The following is a 15,014-nucleotide window of genomic DNA, read 5'->3' on the forward strand; positions in this document are numbered from 1 at the left end:
CCCATGCAGCCCAATGCCCTGCTCGACGCCCTCCTCGCCGAGGCGGGCATGTCCCACGCCGGACTCGCAGCACACGTCAACCAGGCAGGCCGGTCCCGCGGACTGGCCCTGCGCTACGAACACACCGCCGTCACCCGGTGGTTGAAGGGCCAGCGGCCGCGCGGCCAGGTGCCCGACCTGATCTGCGAGGTGCTCGGCGGCCGGCTCCGGCGCCCGGTGTCGCTGGACGACGTCGGGCTCGGGGTGCCGGGCCAGCCCGTGTCCGCGCACGGCTCCCCGCTCAGCGGCTTCGTCGACCGGGCCGCCGCCCTGTGGCGCTCCGACGAGCAGGGCCGGTTCCAGCTGCTCACCGCGGAGGCCGTCACGGGAACGCCCGCGGTGATCCCGGTCTGGGAGTGGGAGAACCCGCCCGAGGACGCCGACGTCTCCCGCGACGGGCCGAACCGGATCGGGCCGGAGCACATCGAGATCCTGCGGGCCGCCCGCGCGCACTACGAGCTGATGTACCGCCGGGCCGGCGGGGTGGCCACCCGGGCCCGGATCGTCCGCTTCCTCGGCAGCGAGACCGCGCCCATGCTGCGCGGGAGCTACCCGGACGGCCTCGGCCGCCAGCTGCACCGGGCCACCGGGTCCCTGGTGGCGGTGGCCGGCATCTGCGCGTACGACTCGGACGCCCACGGGCTCGCCCAGCGGTACTTCCACCAGGCACTGCGGCTCGCGAAGGCGAGCGGGGACCGGGGCCTCGGCGCCTACGTCATCGCGCTGATCGTCAACCAGTCGCTGCACCTGCGGGAGTACCGCCAGGCCGTCGCCTTCGCGGAGGCCGCGCTGCGCGCCGCAGGCCGGCACACCACCCCGGCCCTGACCGCCGACCTGTACGCCATGCAGGCCAAGGCGTACGCCCAACTCGGCGACACGGCCGCCGCGTTGGGCTGCATCCGGCACGCCGAGGCGGCCGCCGAGCGGATCCGGCCCGGCACGGAGCCCGACGAGACGGGGTACGTACAGCCCGGGCTGGTCAACGTACAGGTGGCCGAGGCGCTGCTCAGCCTCGGCGATCTCGATGCCGCGCACGAGCAGGCGGCCGCGGCCGTCGGGACGCCCGCGCACGACCGGGGGCGGGTCCACCGGCTGGCGATGCTGTGCGAGATCCAGCTGCGCCAGGGCGAGGCGGACCGGGCGGTGGCGGCCGCCGCGGAGATGGCCGAGCGGGCCAAGGGGATGGAGTCGCTGCGGCTGCGGGACCGGCTGCGGGCGGTCCGCGAACAGCTGCTGACCAGCGGATGTTCGGGCGCGGAGGAGACCGCGCAGCTCATCGACGGGGCGCTGCGCGTTCCCCTGTGAGGGCGTGAACTGCTGCCATGTTGCCACCTACTCGAACGGAAGGTGGCACAACCGTGCAGTGGACGAACCTGAGTGAGCAGACCGTGTACACGAACCGCTGGTTCGACGTGAACCTCGCCGATGTGGAACTTCCCGACGGCCGGCACCTGGACCACTTCGTGATCCGCCTGCGGCCGGTCGCCGTCGCCACGGCCGTCAACGAGGCCAACGAGGTGCTGCTGCTGTGGCGCCACCGGTTCATCACCGACAGCTGGGGCTGGGAGCTGCCCGCGGGCGTGGTCGAGGACGGCGAGGACATCGCGCAGGCCGCGGCACGGGAGATGGAGGAGGAGTCGGGCTGGCGGCCGGGGCCCCTGCACCACCTGATGACCGTCGAGCCGGCCAACGGGCTGACCGACGCCCGCCACCACCTCTACTGGGCGGACGGCGCCACGTACATCGGGCACCCCGAGGACGATTTCGAGTCCTCGCGCCGCGAGTGGGTGCCGCTCAAACTGGTGCCGGACATGATCGCGCGCGGCGAGATCCCGGCCGCCAACATGGCGGCCGGGCTGCTGCTCCTGCACCATCTGCGGCTCGGCTAGCGCCCGGCCGCAGGCCGCGGGGTCAGCCGTACGGGTAGAAGCCCGAGCCGGTCTTGCGGCCGAGGCGGCCCGCGTCGACCATCCGCTGGAGCAGCGGGGGAGCGGCGTACAGCGGCTCCTTGTACTCCGCGTACATCGAGTCGGCGATCGAGGCGATCGTGTCCAGGCCGATCAGGTCGGAGAGCTTGAGCGGACCCATCGGGTGGGCGCAGCCCAGCTCCATGCCGTTGTCGATGTCCTCGCGGCTGGCGATGCCGGACTCGAACATCCGGATGGCCGACAGCAGGTAGGGGACCAGGAGCGCGTTGACGACGAAGCCGGACCGGTCCTGGGCGCGGATCGCGTGCTTGCCCAGGACCTTGCCCACCAGGGCCTCGGCCCGCCTGATGGTCTCCTCGCTCGTGGTCAGCGCCGGGATCAGCTCGACGAGCTGCTGCACCGGGGCCGGGTTGAAGAAGTGGATGCCGATGACCTGGTCGGGCCGCGAGGTCGCGACGGCCAGCTTGACCAGCGGGATCGAGGAGGTGTTGGAGGCGAGGATCGCGTCCGGGCGGGTCATCACCTGGTCGAGGACCTGGAAGATCTCCGTCTTGACCTGCTCGTTCTCGACGACGGCCTCGATGACGAGGTCACGGTCGGCGAACTCGCCGAGATCGGTGGTGAAGGTGAGGCGGGCCAGGGTGGCGTCCCGCTCCTCCTCGCTGATCTTGCCGCGTTCGGCGGCCTTGGTCAGGGAGTTGTGCAGCCGGGTGCGCCCGATCTCCAGGGCCTCGCCCGTGGTCTCGGCGACCTTCACCTCGAGGCCGCTGCGCGCGCACACCTCGGCGATGCCCGCGCCCATCTGGCCACAGCCCACTACGCCGACTCGAGTGATGTCGGAAGGGAGGTCAGTCACTTCGTGCCTTTCGCTGCTCATCCGTCGGCGGGTCCCCCGTGCTTCGCAGTGGTAACTGCTTTCCGGCGCCCGCCACGCCCCACGACGTTACCCCCGACCTTGACCATGCCGGGGCGCCGGGGCGGGCATGCTGTCAGACGCAGGGCAATGTCACGCAACGGAACGGAGTCGTCACATGGCGTACATCGGACGGCGGGGGCTGCTGGCGGGGGCCACCGGGCTGCTGGCCGCGGCGGGTGCGACGGGCGGGGCGGGCCCGGCGCGGGCGGCCGAGGCGGCGCGGGGGCGCCGCGGACGGGGGAAGACGGCCGCCGAGTTCCGTGCGATGTGGATCGCCTCTGTGGAGAACGTCGACTGGCCCTCCGAGAGCGGGCTGGACGCCGAGGACCAGCGGGGCGAGCTGACCCGCCTCTTCGACACCGCCGTCGCCCGCCGCCTGAACGCGGTGATCCTCCAGGTCCGGCCGGCCGCCGATGCGATGTGGCCCGCCGCCCGGGAGCCCTGGTCGCAGTGGCTGACCGGGGAGCAGGGCGAGGACCCCGGCTGGGACCCGCTCGGTACCGCGGTCGCCGAAGCCCATGCCCGGGGGCTGGAGCTGCACGCCTGGTTCAACCCGTACCGGGTGGCCAACCACACCGACCCCGGGCGCCTGGCCGCGGACCACCCGGCCCGGCGCAACCCCGGCTGGACGGTCCCGTACAACGGGAAGCTGTACTACAACCCCGGTCTGCCCGAGGTGCGCGCCTTCGTGCAGGAGGCCATGCTCGACGCCGTCTCCCGCTACGCGGTGGACGGGGTGCACTGGGACGACTACTTCTACCCGTACCCCGCCGAGGGGCAGTACTTCGACGACGACGACGCGTACGAGCGCTACGGCGGCGCCTTCGCCTCCCGCGCGGACTGGCGCCGCGACAACACCGACACGCTGGTCCGCGAGATGTCCGGACGGATCCGGTCGATCCGCCCGGCGGCCCGGTTCGGCGTCAGCCCCTTCGCGGTGTGGCGCAACAGCGACCGCGACCCGCTGGGCTCGCCGACGCAGGCCGGCGTCGAAACGTACGACGACCTGTACGCGGACACCCGCAAGTGGGTCCGGGAGGGCTGGATCGACTACATCGTGCCGCAGGCGTACTGGCAGATCGGCCACCCGTCCGCCGACTACGCGAAGATCGTGCCCTGGTGGGCGGACACCGTCGCCGGCACCGGCGTGGCCCTGTACGTGGGCGAGGCGCTGTACCGCTGTGACCGCAACAGCACCACCGCGGCGTGGCGCGATCCGGCGGAGCTGTCGAGGCACCTGACGTTCGCCCGCCAATACCCCGAGGTCCGCGGCCACGTCTACTTCTCTGCGAAGCAGGTGGTCGCGGACCCCAATGGAGCGATGGCCAGGGTCGTTGCCGACCACTACCCGACGGCCGTGCCGCCGCGCTGAGGCCGCGTCGGCCGTGTCAGCCGCCCCGGCCGCGTCGCATCAGTGCGTGGGCTCCGTCGGGTGCTTCACGACGCAGTCGGGGCCCGGGGACATGACTGCCTCGTGACCGTCCGAGAAACGGACCCGGTAGGGCGGGGTGCCGTTCTCGCCGAGTACCTGAGTGATTTCACCGACCTTGTCGTGCTGCCCCACGATCCTGCCGTGCTGCACCAGCTGGTCGCCCTCGGTCGCGCGCATACTGACCTCCTCGGAGGCGGTCTGGATCCGGTGACAGCAGTTTACGGCGGATTGGGTGGATTGGGGGTGTCCGGCGGATCGGGGGCGGATAGGCCGGGTCGGCTGGTGCCGTGGATTGCAAGGCGGAGGAGGGAGTCAACGCGGAGCGTTGGCGAGTGACGACAACGCCGCAAGGCGCGGCGCCAGGCGGGCCGGGCCCGGCCCCGATCCGCCGGACACCCCCTAAGCTCGTTGGGTCACGGCGATGCAGACCAGGACCGCGCAGGCGGCGGCCGGGGCGGCGGGGGAGAGGTGCTCGCCCAGCAGCGCCACCGACCAGACCAGGGTCAGCAGCGGCTGGGCGAGCTGGAGCTGGCTGGCCCGCGGGGCGCCGATCTCCGCCATGCCGCGGTACCAGACGTACAGGCCGAGGAAGGTGGAGCCGGCGGCGGCCCACAGCAGCCCGGCCAGCCCGTGGCCGCCCAGGTGCACCGGCTCGTACGCGAGCCCCAGCGCGGAACCGGCCAGGCCGAGCGGCAGGCACAGCACCAGCGCCCAGCCGATGACCTGCCAGCCGGGCAGGACGCGGGCCAGGCGCCCGCCCTCGGTGTATCCGGCCGCGCAGACCACCAGGGCCCCGAAGAGGTAGCCGTCGCCGGCCGAGAGGGCGCCGCCGCTCTGGGCCAGGGTGAAGCCGAGCACGACGGCGGCTCCGGCGACGGCCGCCCCCCAGAACCGGCGCGAGGGGCGGGCGCCGGTGCGCAGCGCGGACAGGGTGGCCGTGGTGAGCGGGAGCAGGCCGACCACGACGGCGGCGTGCGAGGTGGTGGAGGTGGTCAGCGCCAGCGTGGTGAGCAGCGGGAAGCCGACGACCACCCCGGCGGCGACGACGGCGAGGCCCGCCCAGTGCTCGCGGGCGGGCAGCGGCACCCGGCCGGCCAGCAGGAAGGCGCCCGCGATCAGGGCCGCGAGCACGCTGCGCACGGCGACGAAGGACCAGGGGCCGAAGCTCTCCAGGCCCCAGGCCGTGGCGGGGAAGGTCAGCGAGAAGGCGACGACGCCGAGCGCGGCGAGCGCGGTGCCTCCGGTGACGCGGCCGGCGAGGGCGCCCCGGCCGGTGCCGCGGCCGCCGTCCGGACCCCGGCCGCCCCGGCCGAAGTGGCGGGCCGGATGCTCAACCGCTATCGCTGTTGGGAGAGTAGCGCTATTCTTTGCTGTCATGTATGAGCGTAGCAGTGTGGCCGAACTGGCAGAATCCCTGCGATCGGAACTCAACCGCTACTCGGTGGGTGGAAAGCTCCCGTCGAGCCGCGCGCTGGTGGAGCGCTTCCGGGTCAGCCCCGTCACCGTGTCCCGCGCCCTCGCGCAGCTGGCCGCCGAGGGCCTGGTCGTCACCCGGCCCGGCGCCGGGGTGTTCCGGGCCCGGCCCCGGACGGCGGAGCCCGCGCCCGGGGACACCTCCTGGCAGGAAGTCGCCCTCAGCGCGGAGGGCGACGGCGAGATCGTGCCGCGCTCGGTGGACGCCTCCGGGGTGCTGGCCTGTCTGGCCGCACCGCCGTCCGGGGTGATCGGGCTCAACAGCGGCTACCTGCACCCCTCCATCCAGCCCGAGCGGGCCATGGCCGCCGCCCTCGCCCGGGCCGGGCGGCGCCCCGGGGCCTGGGAACGGCCGCCCATGGAGGGGCTGCCCGAGCTGCGCGACTGGTTCGCCCGGGAGATCGGCGGAGCCGTCGCGGCTGCCGACGTGCTGGTCACCGCGGCCGGGCAGAGTGCGCTGACCACCGCCCTGCGGGCGCTGGCCCCGCCCGGGGCGCCGGTCCTGGTGGAGTCCCCGACCTACCCCGGGCTGCTGGCCATCGCCCGCGCCTCCGGATGCCGGCCGGTGCCCGTCCCGGTGGATGCCGAGGGGGTCCGGCCGGAGCTGCTGGCCGCCGCCTTCGAAGCGACCGGGGCGCGGGTGTTCGTGTGCCAGCCGCTGTTCCAGAACCCGACCGGCGCGGTGCTGGCTCCCGCGCGGCGGGCCGAGGTGCTGCGGATCGCGCGGGCCGCCGGGGCCTTCGTCGTGGAGGACGACTACGCCCGCGCCCTCGGCCACGACGACGCCGGCCCACTGCCCCCGACGCTGGCCGCAGAGGACCACGACGGGGTGGTCGTGCACGTCCGGTCCCTGACCAAGGCCACCTCGCCCAGCCTGCGGGTGGGCGCGCTCGCCGCCCGCGGCCCGGTGCTGGACCGGCTGCGGGCCATCCAGATCGTGGACAGCTTCTTCGTGCCCCGGCCGTTGCAGGAGGCCGCCCTGGAGCTGGTCGGGGCGCCCGCGTGGCCCCGCCACCTGCGGACCGTCGCCGCCGAGCTGCGCCACCGGCGGGACGTGCTCGCGGGTGCGCTGCGCCGGGAGCTGCCGGGGCTGACCCTGCCCCATCTGCCCTCGGGCGGCTACCAGTTGTGGGCGAGGATGGCCGAGGGCAGCGACGACGCGGGCTTCGCGGCGGCGGCCCTGCGCGCCGGGGTCGCGGTCGCCGCGGGCCGCCCGTACTTCTGTGCCGAGCCGCCGGGTCCGTACGTACGGCTCAGCTTCGCCGGGGTGTCCGGCGCGGGCGAGCTGAACGAAGCCGTCCGCCGGCTGCGCAGCGGGGCCGGCAACGCCGTCGGCCCAGGCGCTTGACCCCGTGCGGCATGCGGCTCACCATCGCCGCATGACTGTTCGGGTCTCGCTCGTCGCCGCAGCCCGTGGTTCCTCGCTGCTCGCCGAGCGCTTCGACGACGACCGCCCGCTGGACGGGGCGGGCTGGCGCGCGGTCGAATCCGCGGCCCGCGGGCTCGTGCCCCTGGGCGCCGCCGAGCTGCGCTACTGCTCGCCCAGCCCGCGCAGCCGGGCCACCGGGCAGGCCCTCGGGTACGCGCCGCTCGCCCAGCCGGCGCTGCGCGACTGCGACATGGGCCGCTGGCGCGGGCTGACCCTGGCCGAGGTGACGCAGCGCGAGCCCGGAGCGGTGGACCTCTGGCTCACCGACCCCCTCGCCGCCCCGCACGGGGGCGAGTCCCTGCTCGCGTTCATCTCCCGCATCGGCGGCTGGCTGGACACCAGGCCCGCCGACGACGGGGGCGCGATCGTGGCCGTGGCGGAGCCCTCGGTGGTCCGGGCGGCCCTGGTGTACGCACTGAGGGCGGCCCCGCTGACGTACTGGAACGTGGACGTCCGCCCGCTCTCGACGATCACCCTGACGGGCCGCTCGGGCCACTGGCACCTCTCCCTCCAGGCACCGGCCTAGGCACCCCCTAAAGGGGTGGAGCCGCAGCGGTCCACCGGCCTAGCCTGCCGCCATGACCGGCATACAGATCACCACCCTCGCGCACCGCCCCGAACTGGCCGAACGGCTCTGGGACATGAAGGATCCCTGGCCGGAGTTCGCCCAGCACGACTCCGTCGCCTGGCTCCTCTATCCGCGGATGACACGGGAGCTGGCGGACTACGTCCTGGTCGCCACCGACGGCGATGCGGTCGTCGCCCGCGGCTACAGCGTGCCGTTCGCGCTGCACGCGCCGGGCCGGGACGGGGCGCTGCCCGCGCGGGGCTGGGACCAGGTGCTGATGTGGGCCTTCTCCGACCTGCGGCGCGGTATCGCCCCCGACACGGTGAGCGCCATCGAGATCACCATCGCCGCCGACCGGCAGGGCGAGGGCCTGTCCGCGCGGATGCTGGCCGCGATGCGGGACAACGCCCGCTCCCGCGGGTTCACAGAGGTGGTGGCCCCCGTCCGGCCCAGCGGCAAACCGGCCGAGCCGGACACCCCGATCCAGGAGTACGCGTACCGCACGCGTGAGGACGGTCTCCCGTACGACCCGTGGCTGCGGGTCCACGCCCGCGCGGGCGCGGTGATCGACTCGGTGGCCCCGCTGTCGATGACGATCACCGGCTCGCTCGCGCAGTGGCGGGAGTGGACCGGGCTGCCCTTCGATACGACGGGCCCGGTCCGGGTCCCGGGAGCCCTGGCCCCGGTCCGCTGCGAGCTCGAACAGGGCTACGCGGTGTACGTGGAGCCGAACGTCTGGGTCCGCCATGCGCTGGAGCGGCCGGCGTAGCCCCGGTCAGGGCGTGACGATCGCGAAGTCCGGGTCGGGTTCGGTGAGGTGGCCGGTCAGCTCGGCGAGCCGGGCCGGGTCGCCGCTGACCCGTGCCCGGCCCTGGGCGACCAGGTCCGCGAGCGCGGCCCTGCCGAGCAGCAGGCCGCGCAGCGCCGGCTCGTCCAGGGTGATCTCGACGTCAGGTTCGCCGGCGGCCGGCCCGAGGCCCCGTACGTGGGTGAGCACGCCGTTCTTCAGGCGCAGGGTGCTGGGACCCCGGCCGTCGCCGAGATGCCAGCGGACGGTGACGTCGGCCTCCCAGCTGCGCGGCCCGTCGACACGGATCGCGAGGGAGTCGAAGAGCTGGTCGAGCGTCAGCGTGGCGATCAGGTCCTCGGAGACGGTGGTGGTGGGCGTGCCGACGGAGCCGTGGCGCAGTTCGAGCGCGCCCGTGAGGAAGAAGTTGCGCCAGGTGCCGTTCTCGCTGCCGTAGCCGAGCTGCTCCAGGGCATCCGCCTGGAGGGCGCGGGCCTCGGCGTTGCCGGGGTCGGTGAACAGGACGTGGTGGACGACCTCCGCGACCCAGCGGAAGTCGCCCTGCGCGTAGGACTGGCGGGCACGGCGCAGCACCTCCCCGGCGCCGCCCATGAAGTCGACGTAGCGGGTGGCGGCCTCGGCGGGCGGGTGGGCCCACAGGTGGGCCGGGTTGCCGTCGAACCAGCCCATGTACCGCTGGTAGACGGCCTTGGCGTTGTGGCTGACGGAGCCGTAGTAGCCGTGGGTGTGCCAGGCGCGCTCCAGCGCGGGTGGCAGTTGCATCCGCTCGGCGATCTCCGGCCCGGTGAGCCCCTGGTTGATCATGCGCAGCGTCTGGTCGTGGAGGTAGGCGTACAGGTCGCGCTGCTCGGAAAGGAAGGCGAGGGCCTCCTCCCGGCCCCAGACCGGCCAGTGGTGCGAGGCGAAGACGACGTCGGTGGCGGCGCCGAAGAGCTGGACGGTCTCGGTCAGGTAGTGGGCCCAGTCGTGCGGGTCGCGGACCTGGGCACCGCGCAGCGTGAGCAGGTTGTGCAGGGTGTGGGTGGCGTTCTCGGCGGTGCACAGGGCGGCGTGCTCGGGGAAGTGGATGTTGAGCTCGGCCGGGGCCTCGGTGCCCGGGGTCATCTGGAACACCATGCGGATGCCGTCGACGGTCTCGCTCTGCCCGGTGCGGGTGATGTGGACGGTCGGCGCGATGAGCGTGACCGTGCCCGTCGAGGTCGTGGGGCCCAGTCCCGAGCCGATCTGCCCGCGGGGGCCCTTGGGCAGGGCGGCGCCGTACATGTAGGTGGCCCGGCGGCTCATGGCGGTGCCGGCGTAGACGTTCTCGCTGACGGCGTGCTCCAGGAACCCCTCCGGGGCGAGTACCGGCACGCCGGCCGCGACCTCCTCGACGCCGATCACTCCCTTGACGCCGCCGAAGTGGTCGGCGTGGCTGTGCGTGTACAGGACGCCGGTGACGGGGCGCTCCCCGCGGTGGCGGCGGTACAGCGCGAGCGCGGCGGCCGCGGTCTGCGTCGAGATGAGCGGGTCGATGACCAGGACGCCGCGCTCGCCCTCCACGACGGTCATGTTCGACAGGTCGAACCCCCGCACCTGGTAGATCCCCGGGACCACCTCGAACAGCCCGTGTCCCCTGGCCAGCCTGCTCTGGCGCCACAGACTCGGATGGGCCGTGGGCGGACAGTCCCCGTCGAGGAACCCGTAGGCGTCCAGATCCCACACCACACGGCCGTCCGCGTCGCGGATCTCGCTCTGTTCGGCCGTTCCGAGGAATCCGCGGCGCTCGTTCTCCTGATCACGGGTGTCGTCGAACGCGAGGCGCCGCACCGCGGCATTGTTGGCCTCTGCGACGACGGCCTCGGCGTCCCCGGACGAAGCGTTCACGGTGCAGTCCTCCCTCTCGGCGGGCCGGGGCGCCGGCGGACGCCGGTGTCGGCGGGTCCTCACCCACCCTCGGCCCATGCGGCCGGGGGCACCACTGAGCCTGCTCCATTCAGATCCCGGCGGGCTTTGCATAAAACTGCGGCGGTACGTATAGTCATGCCATCAAGGAGGAGGGTCCGATGGTGGTACGTGTAGCGGTGGCCGGAGCGAGCGGGTACGCGGGCGGAGAGGTCCTGCGCCTGCTGCTCTCCCACCCCGAGGTGGAGATCGGCGCGCTGACCGGCAACTCCAACGCCGGACAGCTCTTCGGCACCCTCCAGCCGCACCTCGTGCCGCTCGCGGGCCGGACCCTCGAGGCGACCACCCCCGAGGTCCTCGCCGGTCAGGGCCGCCGGCATGACGTGGTCTTCCTGGCGCTGCCCCACGGGCAGTCCGCCGCCGTCGCCGCCCAGCTCGGCGAGGACGTCCTCGTCGTCGACATGGGCGCCGACCACCGGCTCAAGGACTCCGCCGACTGGGACGCGTTCTACGGAGCCCCGCACGCCGGCACCTGGCCCTACGGGCTCCCCGAGCTGCCCGGTGGCCGCGCCGCGCTGGAGGGGTCCAGGCGCATCGCGGTTCCCGGGTGCTTCCCGACCGCCGTCTCCCTCGCCCTGTTCCCGGCCTACGCCGCGCAGCTGGCCGAACCGGAGGCCGTGATCGTCGCCGCCACCGGCACCTCGGGCGCCGGCAAGGCGCTCAAGCCGCACCTGCTCGGCTCCGAGGTCATGGGCTCCGTGAGCCCGTACGGGGTGGGCGGCGGGCACCGGCACATCCCCGAGATGGTGCAGAACCTCAGCCCGATCGCCGGGCAGAAGGTCTCCGTCTCCTTCACGCCGACCCTCGTGCCGATGTCGCGCGGAATCCTGGCCACCTGCTCCGCCAAGGCCCTCCCCGGCACCACCGCCGACGCGGTGCGCGCCGCGTACGAGAAGGCGTACGCGGACGAGCCCTTCGTCCACCTGCTGCCCGCGGGGCAGTGGCCGGCGACCTCGTCCGTCCACGGTTCCAACGCCGTTCAGATCCAGGTCGCGTACGACGAGTCCGCACAGCGGATCATCGCGATCAGCGCCATCGACAACCTCACCAAGGGCACCGCCGGTGGCGCGGTGCAGAGCATGAACATCGCCCTCGGGCTCCCCGAGGGCCTGGGTCTTTCTTCGATCGGAGTGGCACCGTGAGCGTCACGGCAGCACAGGGGTTCACGGCCGCGGGCATCGCGGCCGGGATCAAGGAGAACGGCAACCCGGACCTGGCCCTCGTGGTCAACCACGGGCCGCGACTGGCCGCAGCGGGCGTCTTCACCTCCAACCGCGTCAAGGCCGCGCCCGTGCTCTGGTCCGAGCAGGTCCTGCGCGGCGCCTCCGTCAGCGCGGTCGTCCTCAACTCCGGCGGCGCCAACGCCTGCACCGGCCCCAAGGGCTTCCAGGACACCCACGCCACCGCCGAGAAGGTGGCCGAGGCGCTGGGCGGTGAGCACAACGCCGGCGAGGTCGCCGTCGCGTCCACCGGCCTGATCGGCGTCCTGCTCCCGATGGACAAGCTGCTCCCGGGCATCGACACCGCCGTCGCGGCGCTCTCCGAGGACGGCGGCGAGGCCGCCGCCATCGCCATCAAGACCACCGACACCGTGCACAAGACGGCGACCGTCACCCAGGGGGGCTGGACCGTCGGCGGCATGGCCAAGGGCGCGGGCATGCTCGCCCCGGGCCTGGCCACCATGCTCGTCGTCCTCACCACCGACGCCGACGTGGACAGCGGCACCCTCGACAAGGCGCTGCGCTCCGCCACCCGGACCACCTTCGACCGGGTCGACTCCGACGGCTGCATGTCCACCAACGACACGGTGCTGCTGCTCGCCTCCGGAGCCTCCGGCCAGGTGCCGGCGTACGAGGCCTTCGCGGAGGCCGTGCGGACCGTCTGCGACGACCTCGCCCGTCAGCTGATCGGCGACGCCGAGGGCGCCAGCAAGGACATCCGCATCGAGGTCGTCGGCGCGCTCACCGAGGGCGACGCGGTCGAGGTCGGCCGGTCCATCGCCCGCAACAACCTGCTCAAGTGCGCCATCCACGGCGAGGACCCCAACTGGGGCCGGGTGCTCTCCGCCATCGGCACCACCCGGGCCGCCTTCGACCCGGACCGGCTGAACGTGGCCATCAACGGCGTCTGGGTCTGCAAGAACGGCTCGGTCGGCGAGGACCGCGACCTGGTCTCCATGAAGGACCGCGAGGTCCGCATCACCGCCGACCTGGCGACCGGCTCCGAGTCCGCCGTGATCTGGGCCAACGACCTGACCGCCGAATACGTCCACGAGAACAGCGCCTACAGCTCATGAGCGACGAGAAGGCCGGCCAGCCCGGCACCGGAACCGCGCGCAAGCACACCGCGCTGCCCAAGGCGCAGATCCTCATCGAGGCCCTGCCCTGGCTCACCCGCCACAACGGCAAGGTCGTCGTCATCAAGTTCGGCGGCAACGCCATGATCGACGAGGACCTCAAGGCCGCCTTCGCCCAGGACGTGGTCTTCCTGCGCCAGGCCGGCCTCAAGCCGGTCGTGGTGCACGGCGGAGGCCCCCAGATCAACGCCCAGCTCGACAAGCAGGGCCTGGTCAGCGAGTTCAAGGCCGGCCTGCGCGTGACGACCCCCGAGGCCATGGACGTCGTACGGATGGTCCTGGCGGGGCAGGTCCAGCGCGAGCTGGTCGGGCTGCTCAACGAGCACGGGCCGCTCGCCGTCGGCATGACCGGCGAGGACGCCCACACCATCACCGCGAGCCGGCACACCCCGGAGATCGACGGCGAGCTCGTCGACATCGGCCGGGTCGGCGAGATCACCGCCATCGACACGGGCGCGATCGAGGCGCTGCTGGCGGACGGCCGGATCCCGGTCATCTCCTCCATCGCGCGCAGCGCCGACGACCACCACGTCTACAACGTCAACGCCGACACGGCGGCCGCGGCGCTCGCCGCCGCACTGGGCGCCGAGACGCTGATGGTGCTCACCGACGTCGAGGGCCTCTACGCGGACTGGCCCAACAGCGACGAGGTCATCAGCCGGCTCACCGTCAGCGAGCTGGAAAAGCTGCTGCCCGAGCTGTCCAGCGGCATGGTGCCCAAGATGGAGGGCTGCCTGCACGCCGTCCGCGGCGGCGTGAGCACGGCCCGCGTGATCGACGGGCGGGTCCCGCACTCGATCCTGCTGGAGATCTTCACCGACGAGGGAATCGGCACGATGGTCGTGCCCGACGCACAGGGAGGGGTGCGCACATGACGGGCGATCAGGAGAGCGGCGGCCAGGGGGCCGGCGACCGGGTGACCGGCAATCAGCGGTACGCCGCCCGCTGGCAGGAGACGCTGACCGACAACTACGGCACCCCCGCGCTCGCCCTCGTACGCGGCGAAGGCGCCCAGGTCTGGGACGCGGACGGCAGGCAGTACACCGACTTCGTCGGCGGAATCGCGGTCAACGCGCTCGGCCACGCCCATCCGGCGATCGTCGGAGCCGTGACCCGGCAGATCTCCACCCTCGGCCACGTCTCCAACCTCTACGCCTCCGAGCCGGTCCTCGCGCTCGGCGAGCGGCTGCTCCAGCTCTTCGGCCGCCCCGGCCGGATTTTCTTCTGCAACTCCGGAGCCGAGGCCGTCGAGGCAGCCTTCAAGATCGGCCGGCTGACCGGGCGGACCCACATGGTCGCCACCGACGGCGGCTTCCACGGCCGGACCATGGGCGCCCTCGCGCTCACCGGCCAGCCCAAGAAGCAGGACCCGTTCCTGCCGCTGCCCGGCGATGTCACGCACGTCCCGTACGGCGACGTGGAGGCCCTGCGGGCTGCCGTCACCGAAGAGACGGCGCTGGTCGTCATCGAGCCGATCCAGGGCGAGAACGGGGTCGTCGTGCCCCCGGCCGGCTATCTCACGGCCGCCCGGGAGATCACCCGGGCCACCGGCACCCTGCTCGTCCTCGACGAGGTGCAGACCGGCATCGGACGCTGCGGGCACTGGTTCGAGCACCAGGCCCACGAAGGTGTGGAGCCCGATCTCGTCGCGCTCGCGAAGGGGCTCGGCGGCGGCCTGCCGATCGGCGCCCTCGCCGCCTTCGGGCCCGCCGCGGACCTGCTCCGGCCCGGCCAGCACGGCACCACCTTCGGCGGGAACCCCGTCGCGTGCGCCGCCGGCCTCGCCGTCATCGACACCATCGCCGCCGACGGCCTGCTCGACCGGGTCAAGGCGCGCGGGGAGCGGCTGCGCTCCGGAATCGAGGCCGCCGGGCACCCGCTGGTCTCCCACGTCCGTGGTGAGGGCCTTCTCCTGGGTATCGTGCTGACCGGACCGCTCGCACCGCAGGTGCAGCAGGCGGCCCAAGATGCCGGCTTCCTGGTCAACGCGCCCGCCCCCGACGTCGTACGGCTCATGCCGCCGTACGTACTCTCCGAGGCCGAGGCGGACGCGTTCGTCCGGGCCCTGCCCGGCATCCTCGACGCAGCCAACGGGGACGGACACACCGGGGAATGAGACGA

The 15,014-nt window shown here is 73.3% G+C and carries 14 protein-coding genes; 10 read left to right on the top strand and 4 right to left on the bottom strand.

The features are described 5' to 3' along the window. The first annotated feature begins 3 nt into the window (after positions 1–3). Both ACFYXK_RS16220 and ACFYXK_RS16225 read left to right on the top strand, forming a co-directional pair. The gene (locus ACFYXK_RS16220) at positions 4–1,344 is read left to right on the top strand and encodes a transcriptional regulator (RefSeq protein WP_383512144.1); all 1,341 of its coding nucleotides are present in this window, start codon (positions 4–6) and stop codon (positions 1,342–1,344) included. A gap of 53 nt (positions 1,345–1,397) precedes the next feature. Next, on the top strand, positions 1,398–1,928 hold the full coding sequence (locus tag ACFYXK_RS16225) for an NUDIX hydrolase (RefSeq protein WP_383512143.1): 531 nt from the start codon (positions 1,398–1,400) through the stop codon (positions 1,926–1,928). Positions 1,929–1,950: 22 nt separating this feature from the next. On the opposite strand, the gene ACFYXK_RS16230 is transcribed toward ACFYXK_RS16225, so the two are convergent. Next, the gene (locus ACFYXK_RS16230; protein WP_389411710.1) at positions 1,951–2,844 is read right to left on the bottom strand and encodes a 3-hydroxybutyryl-CoA dehydrogenase; all 894 of its coding nucleotides are present in this window, start codon (positions 2,842–2,844) and stop codon (positions 1,951–1,953) included. Positions 2,845–2,998: 154 nt separating this feature from the next. Here ACFYXK_RS16230 and ACFYXK_RS16235 point away from each other — a divergent pair, with 154 nt between their 5' ends. Next, on the top strand, positions 2,999–4,255 hold the full coding sequence (locus ACFYXK_RS16235) for a glycoside hydrolase family 10 protein (protein ID WP_389411711.1): 1,257 nt from the start codon (positions 2,999–3,001) through the stop codon (positions 4,253–4,255). 39 nt (positions 4,256–4,294) lie between these two features. On the opposite strand, the gene ACFYXK_RS16240 is transcribed toward ACFYXK_RS16235, so the two are convergent. After that, positions 4,295–4,492, bottom strand: coding sequence for a DUF1918 domain-containing protein (locus ACFYXK_RS16240; RefSeq protein ID WP_030294415.1), 198 nt, complete (start codon positions 4,490–4,492; stop codon positions 4,295–4,297). Between the two features lie 222 nt (positions 4,493–4,714). Continuing rightward, a complete protein-coding gene (locus tag ACFYXK_RS16245; RefSeq protein ID WP_389411712.1) occupies positions 4,715–5,692 on the bottom strand; it encodes a DMT family transporter in 978 nt (325 codons plus the stop codon). Here ACFYXK_RS16245 and ACFYXK_RS16250 point away from each other — a divergent pair. The 3 genes from ACFYXK_RS16250 to ACFYXK_RS16260 are packed head-to-tail and all read left to right on the top strand — an operon-like array spanning position 5,691 to position 8,554. Further along, positions 5,691–7,136 carry a PLP-dependent aminotransferase family protein gene (locus tag ACFYXK_RS16250; protein ID WP_389411713.1) on the top strand — a complete coding sequence of 482 codons (1,446 nt, stop codon included), beginning with the start codon at positions 5,691–5,693 and terminating at the stop codon, positions 7,134–7,136. The two genes, ACFYXK_RS16245 and ACFYXK_RS16250, sit on opposite strands and share 2 nt — an antisense overlap. Positions 7,137–7,167: 31 nt before the next feature. Further along, on the top strand, positions 7,168–7,743 hold the full coding sequence (locus ACFYXK_RS16255) for a histidine phosphatase family protein (protein WP_383512138.1): 576 nt from the start codon (positions 7,168–7,170) through the stop codon (positions 7,741–7,743). A gap of 52 nt (positions 7,744–7,795) precedes the next feature. Further along, positions 7,796–8,554, top strand: a complete 759-nt coding sequence (locus ACFYXK_RS16260) for an N-acetyltransferase (protein ID WP_389411714.1) — start codon at positions 7,796–7,798, stop codon at positions 8,552–8,554. Between the two features lie 6 nt (positions 8,555–8,560). Here ACFYXK_RS16260 and ACFYXK_RS16265 read toward each other — a convergent pair whose 3' ends face one another. Further along, complete coding sequence (locus ACFYXK_RS16265; protein ID WP_389411715.1) at positions 8,561–10,459, bottom strand: alkyl/aryl-sulfatase; 1,899 nt, start codon at positions 10,457–10,459, stop codon at positions 8,561–8,563. 179 nt (positions 10,460–10,638) lie between these two features. Here ACFYXK_RS16265 and argC point away from each other — a divergent pair, with 179 nt between their 5' ends. The 4 genes from argC to ACFYXK_RS16285 are packed head-to-tail and all read left to right on the top strand — an operon-like array spanning position 10,639 to position 15,009. After that, positions 10,639–11,679 carry an N-acetyl-gamma-glutamyl-phosphate reductase gene (argC, locus tag ACFYXK_RS16270; protein WP_389411716.1) on the top strand — a complete coding sequence of 347 codons (1,041 nt, stop codon included), beginning with the start codon at positions 10,639–10,641 and terminating at the stop codon, positions 11,677–11,679. After that, the gene (gene argJ, locus ACFYXK_RS16275; RefSeq protein ID WP_389411717.1) at positions 11,676–12,833 is read left to right on the top strand and encodes a bifunctional glutamate N-acetyltransferase/amino-acid acetyltransferase ArgJ; all 1,158 of its coding nucleotides are present in this window, start codon (positions 11,676–11,678) and stop codon (positions 12,831–12,833) included. The genes argC and argJ overlap by 4 nt, the downstream gene beginning before the upstream one ends. Then, positions 12,830–13,768: an acetylglutamate kinase gene (gene argB, locus ACFYXK_RS16280; protein WP_389411718.1), complete on the top strand. Its 939-nt coding sequence runs from the start codon at positions 12,830–12,832 to the stop codon at positions 13,766–13,768. Before argJ ends, argB begins: the two co-directional genes overlap by 4 nt. Further along, complete coding sequence (locus ACFYXK_RS16285; RefSeq protein WP_389411719.1) at positions 13,765–15,009, top strand: acetylornithine transaminase; 1,245 nt, start codon at positions 13,765–13,767, stop codon at positions 15,007–15,009. The genes argB and ACFYXK_RS16285 overlap by 4 nt, the downstream gene beginning before the upstream one ends. The last annotated feature ends 5 nt before the right edge of the window (positions 15,010–15,014 follow it).

The organism is Streptomyces sp. NPDC002209 (assembly GCF_042890265.1).
Lineage (GTDB): Bacteria > Actinomycetota > Actinomycetes > Streptomycetales > Streptomycetaceae > Streptomyces.

Bases quoted from the DNA above. Each gene is read 5' to 3' on its own strand.
- argB (WP_389411718.1), top strand. From the start codon at position 12,830: ATGAGCGACGAGAAGGCCGGCCAGCCCGGCACCGGAACCGCGCGCAAG.
- ACFYXK_RS16235 (WP_389411711.1), top strand. From the start codon at position 2,999: ATGGCGTACATCGGACGGCGGGGGCTGCTGGCGGGGGCCACCGGGCTG.
- ACFYXK_RS16255 (WP_383512138.1), top strand. From the start codon at position 7,168: ATGACTGTTCGGGTCTCGCTCGTCGCCGCAGCCCGTGGTTCCTCGCTG.
- ACFYXK_RS16285 (WP_389411719.1), top strand. From the start codon at position 13,765: ATGACGGGCGATCAGGAGAGCGGCGGCCAGGGGGCCGGCGACCGGGTG.
- ACFYXK_RS16250 (WP_389411713.1), top strand. From the start codon at position 5,691: ATGTATGAGCGTAGCAGTGTGGCCGAACTGGCAGAATCCCTGCGATCG.
- argC (WP_389411716.1), top strand. From the start codon at position 10,639: ATGGTGGTACGTGTAGCGGTGGCCGGAGCGAGCGGGTACGCGGGCGGA.
- ACFYXK_RS16230 (WP_389411710.1), bottom strand. From the start codon at position 2,844: ATGAGCAGCGAAAGGCACGAAGTGACTGACCTCCCTTCCGACATCACT.
- ACFYXK_RS16240 (WP_030294415.1), bottom strand. From the start codon at position 4,492: ATGCGCGCGACCGAGGGCGACCAGCTGGTGCAGCACGGCAGGATCGTG.
- ACFYXK_RS16245 (WP_389411712.1), bottom strand. From the start codon at position 5,692: ATGACAGCAAAGAATAGCGCTACTCTCCCAACAGCGATAGCGGTTGAG.
- ACFYXK_RS16260 (WP_389411714.1), top strand. From the start codon at position 7,796: ATGACCGGCATACAGATCACCACCCTCGCGCACCGCCCCGAACTGGCC.
- ACFYXK_RS16220 (WP_383512144.1), top strand. From the start codon at position 4: ATGCAGCCCAATGCCCTGCTCGACGCCCTCCTCGCCGAGGCGGGCATG.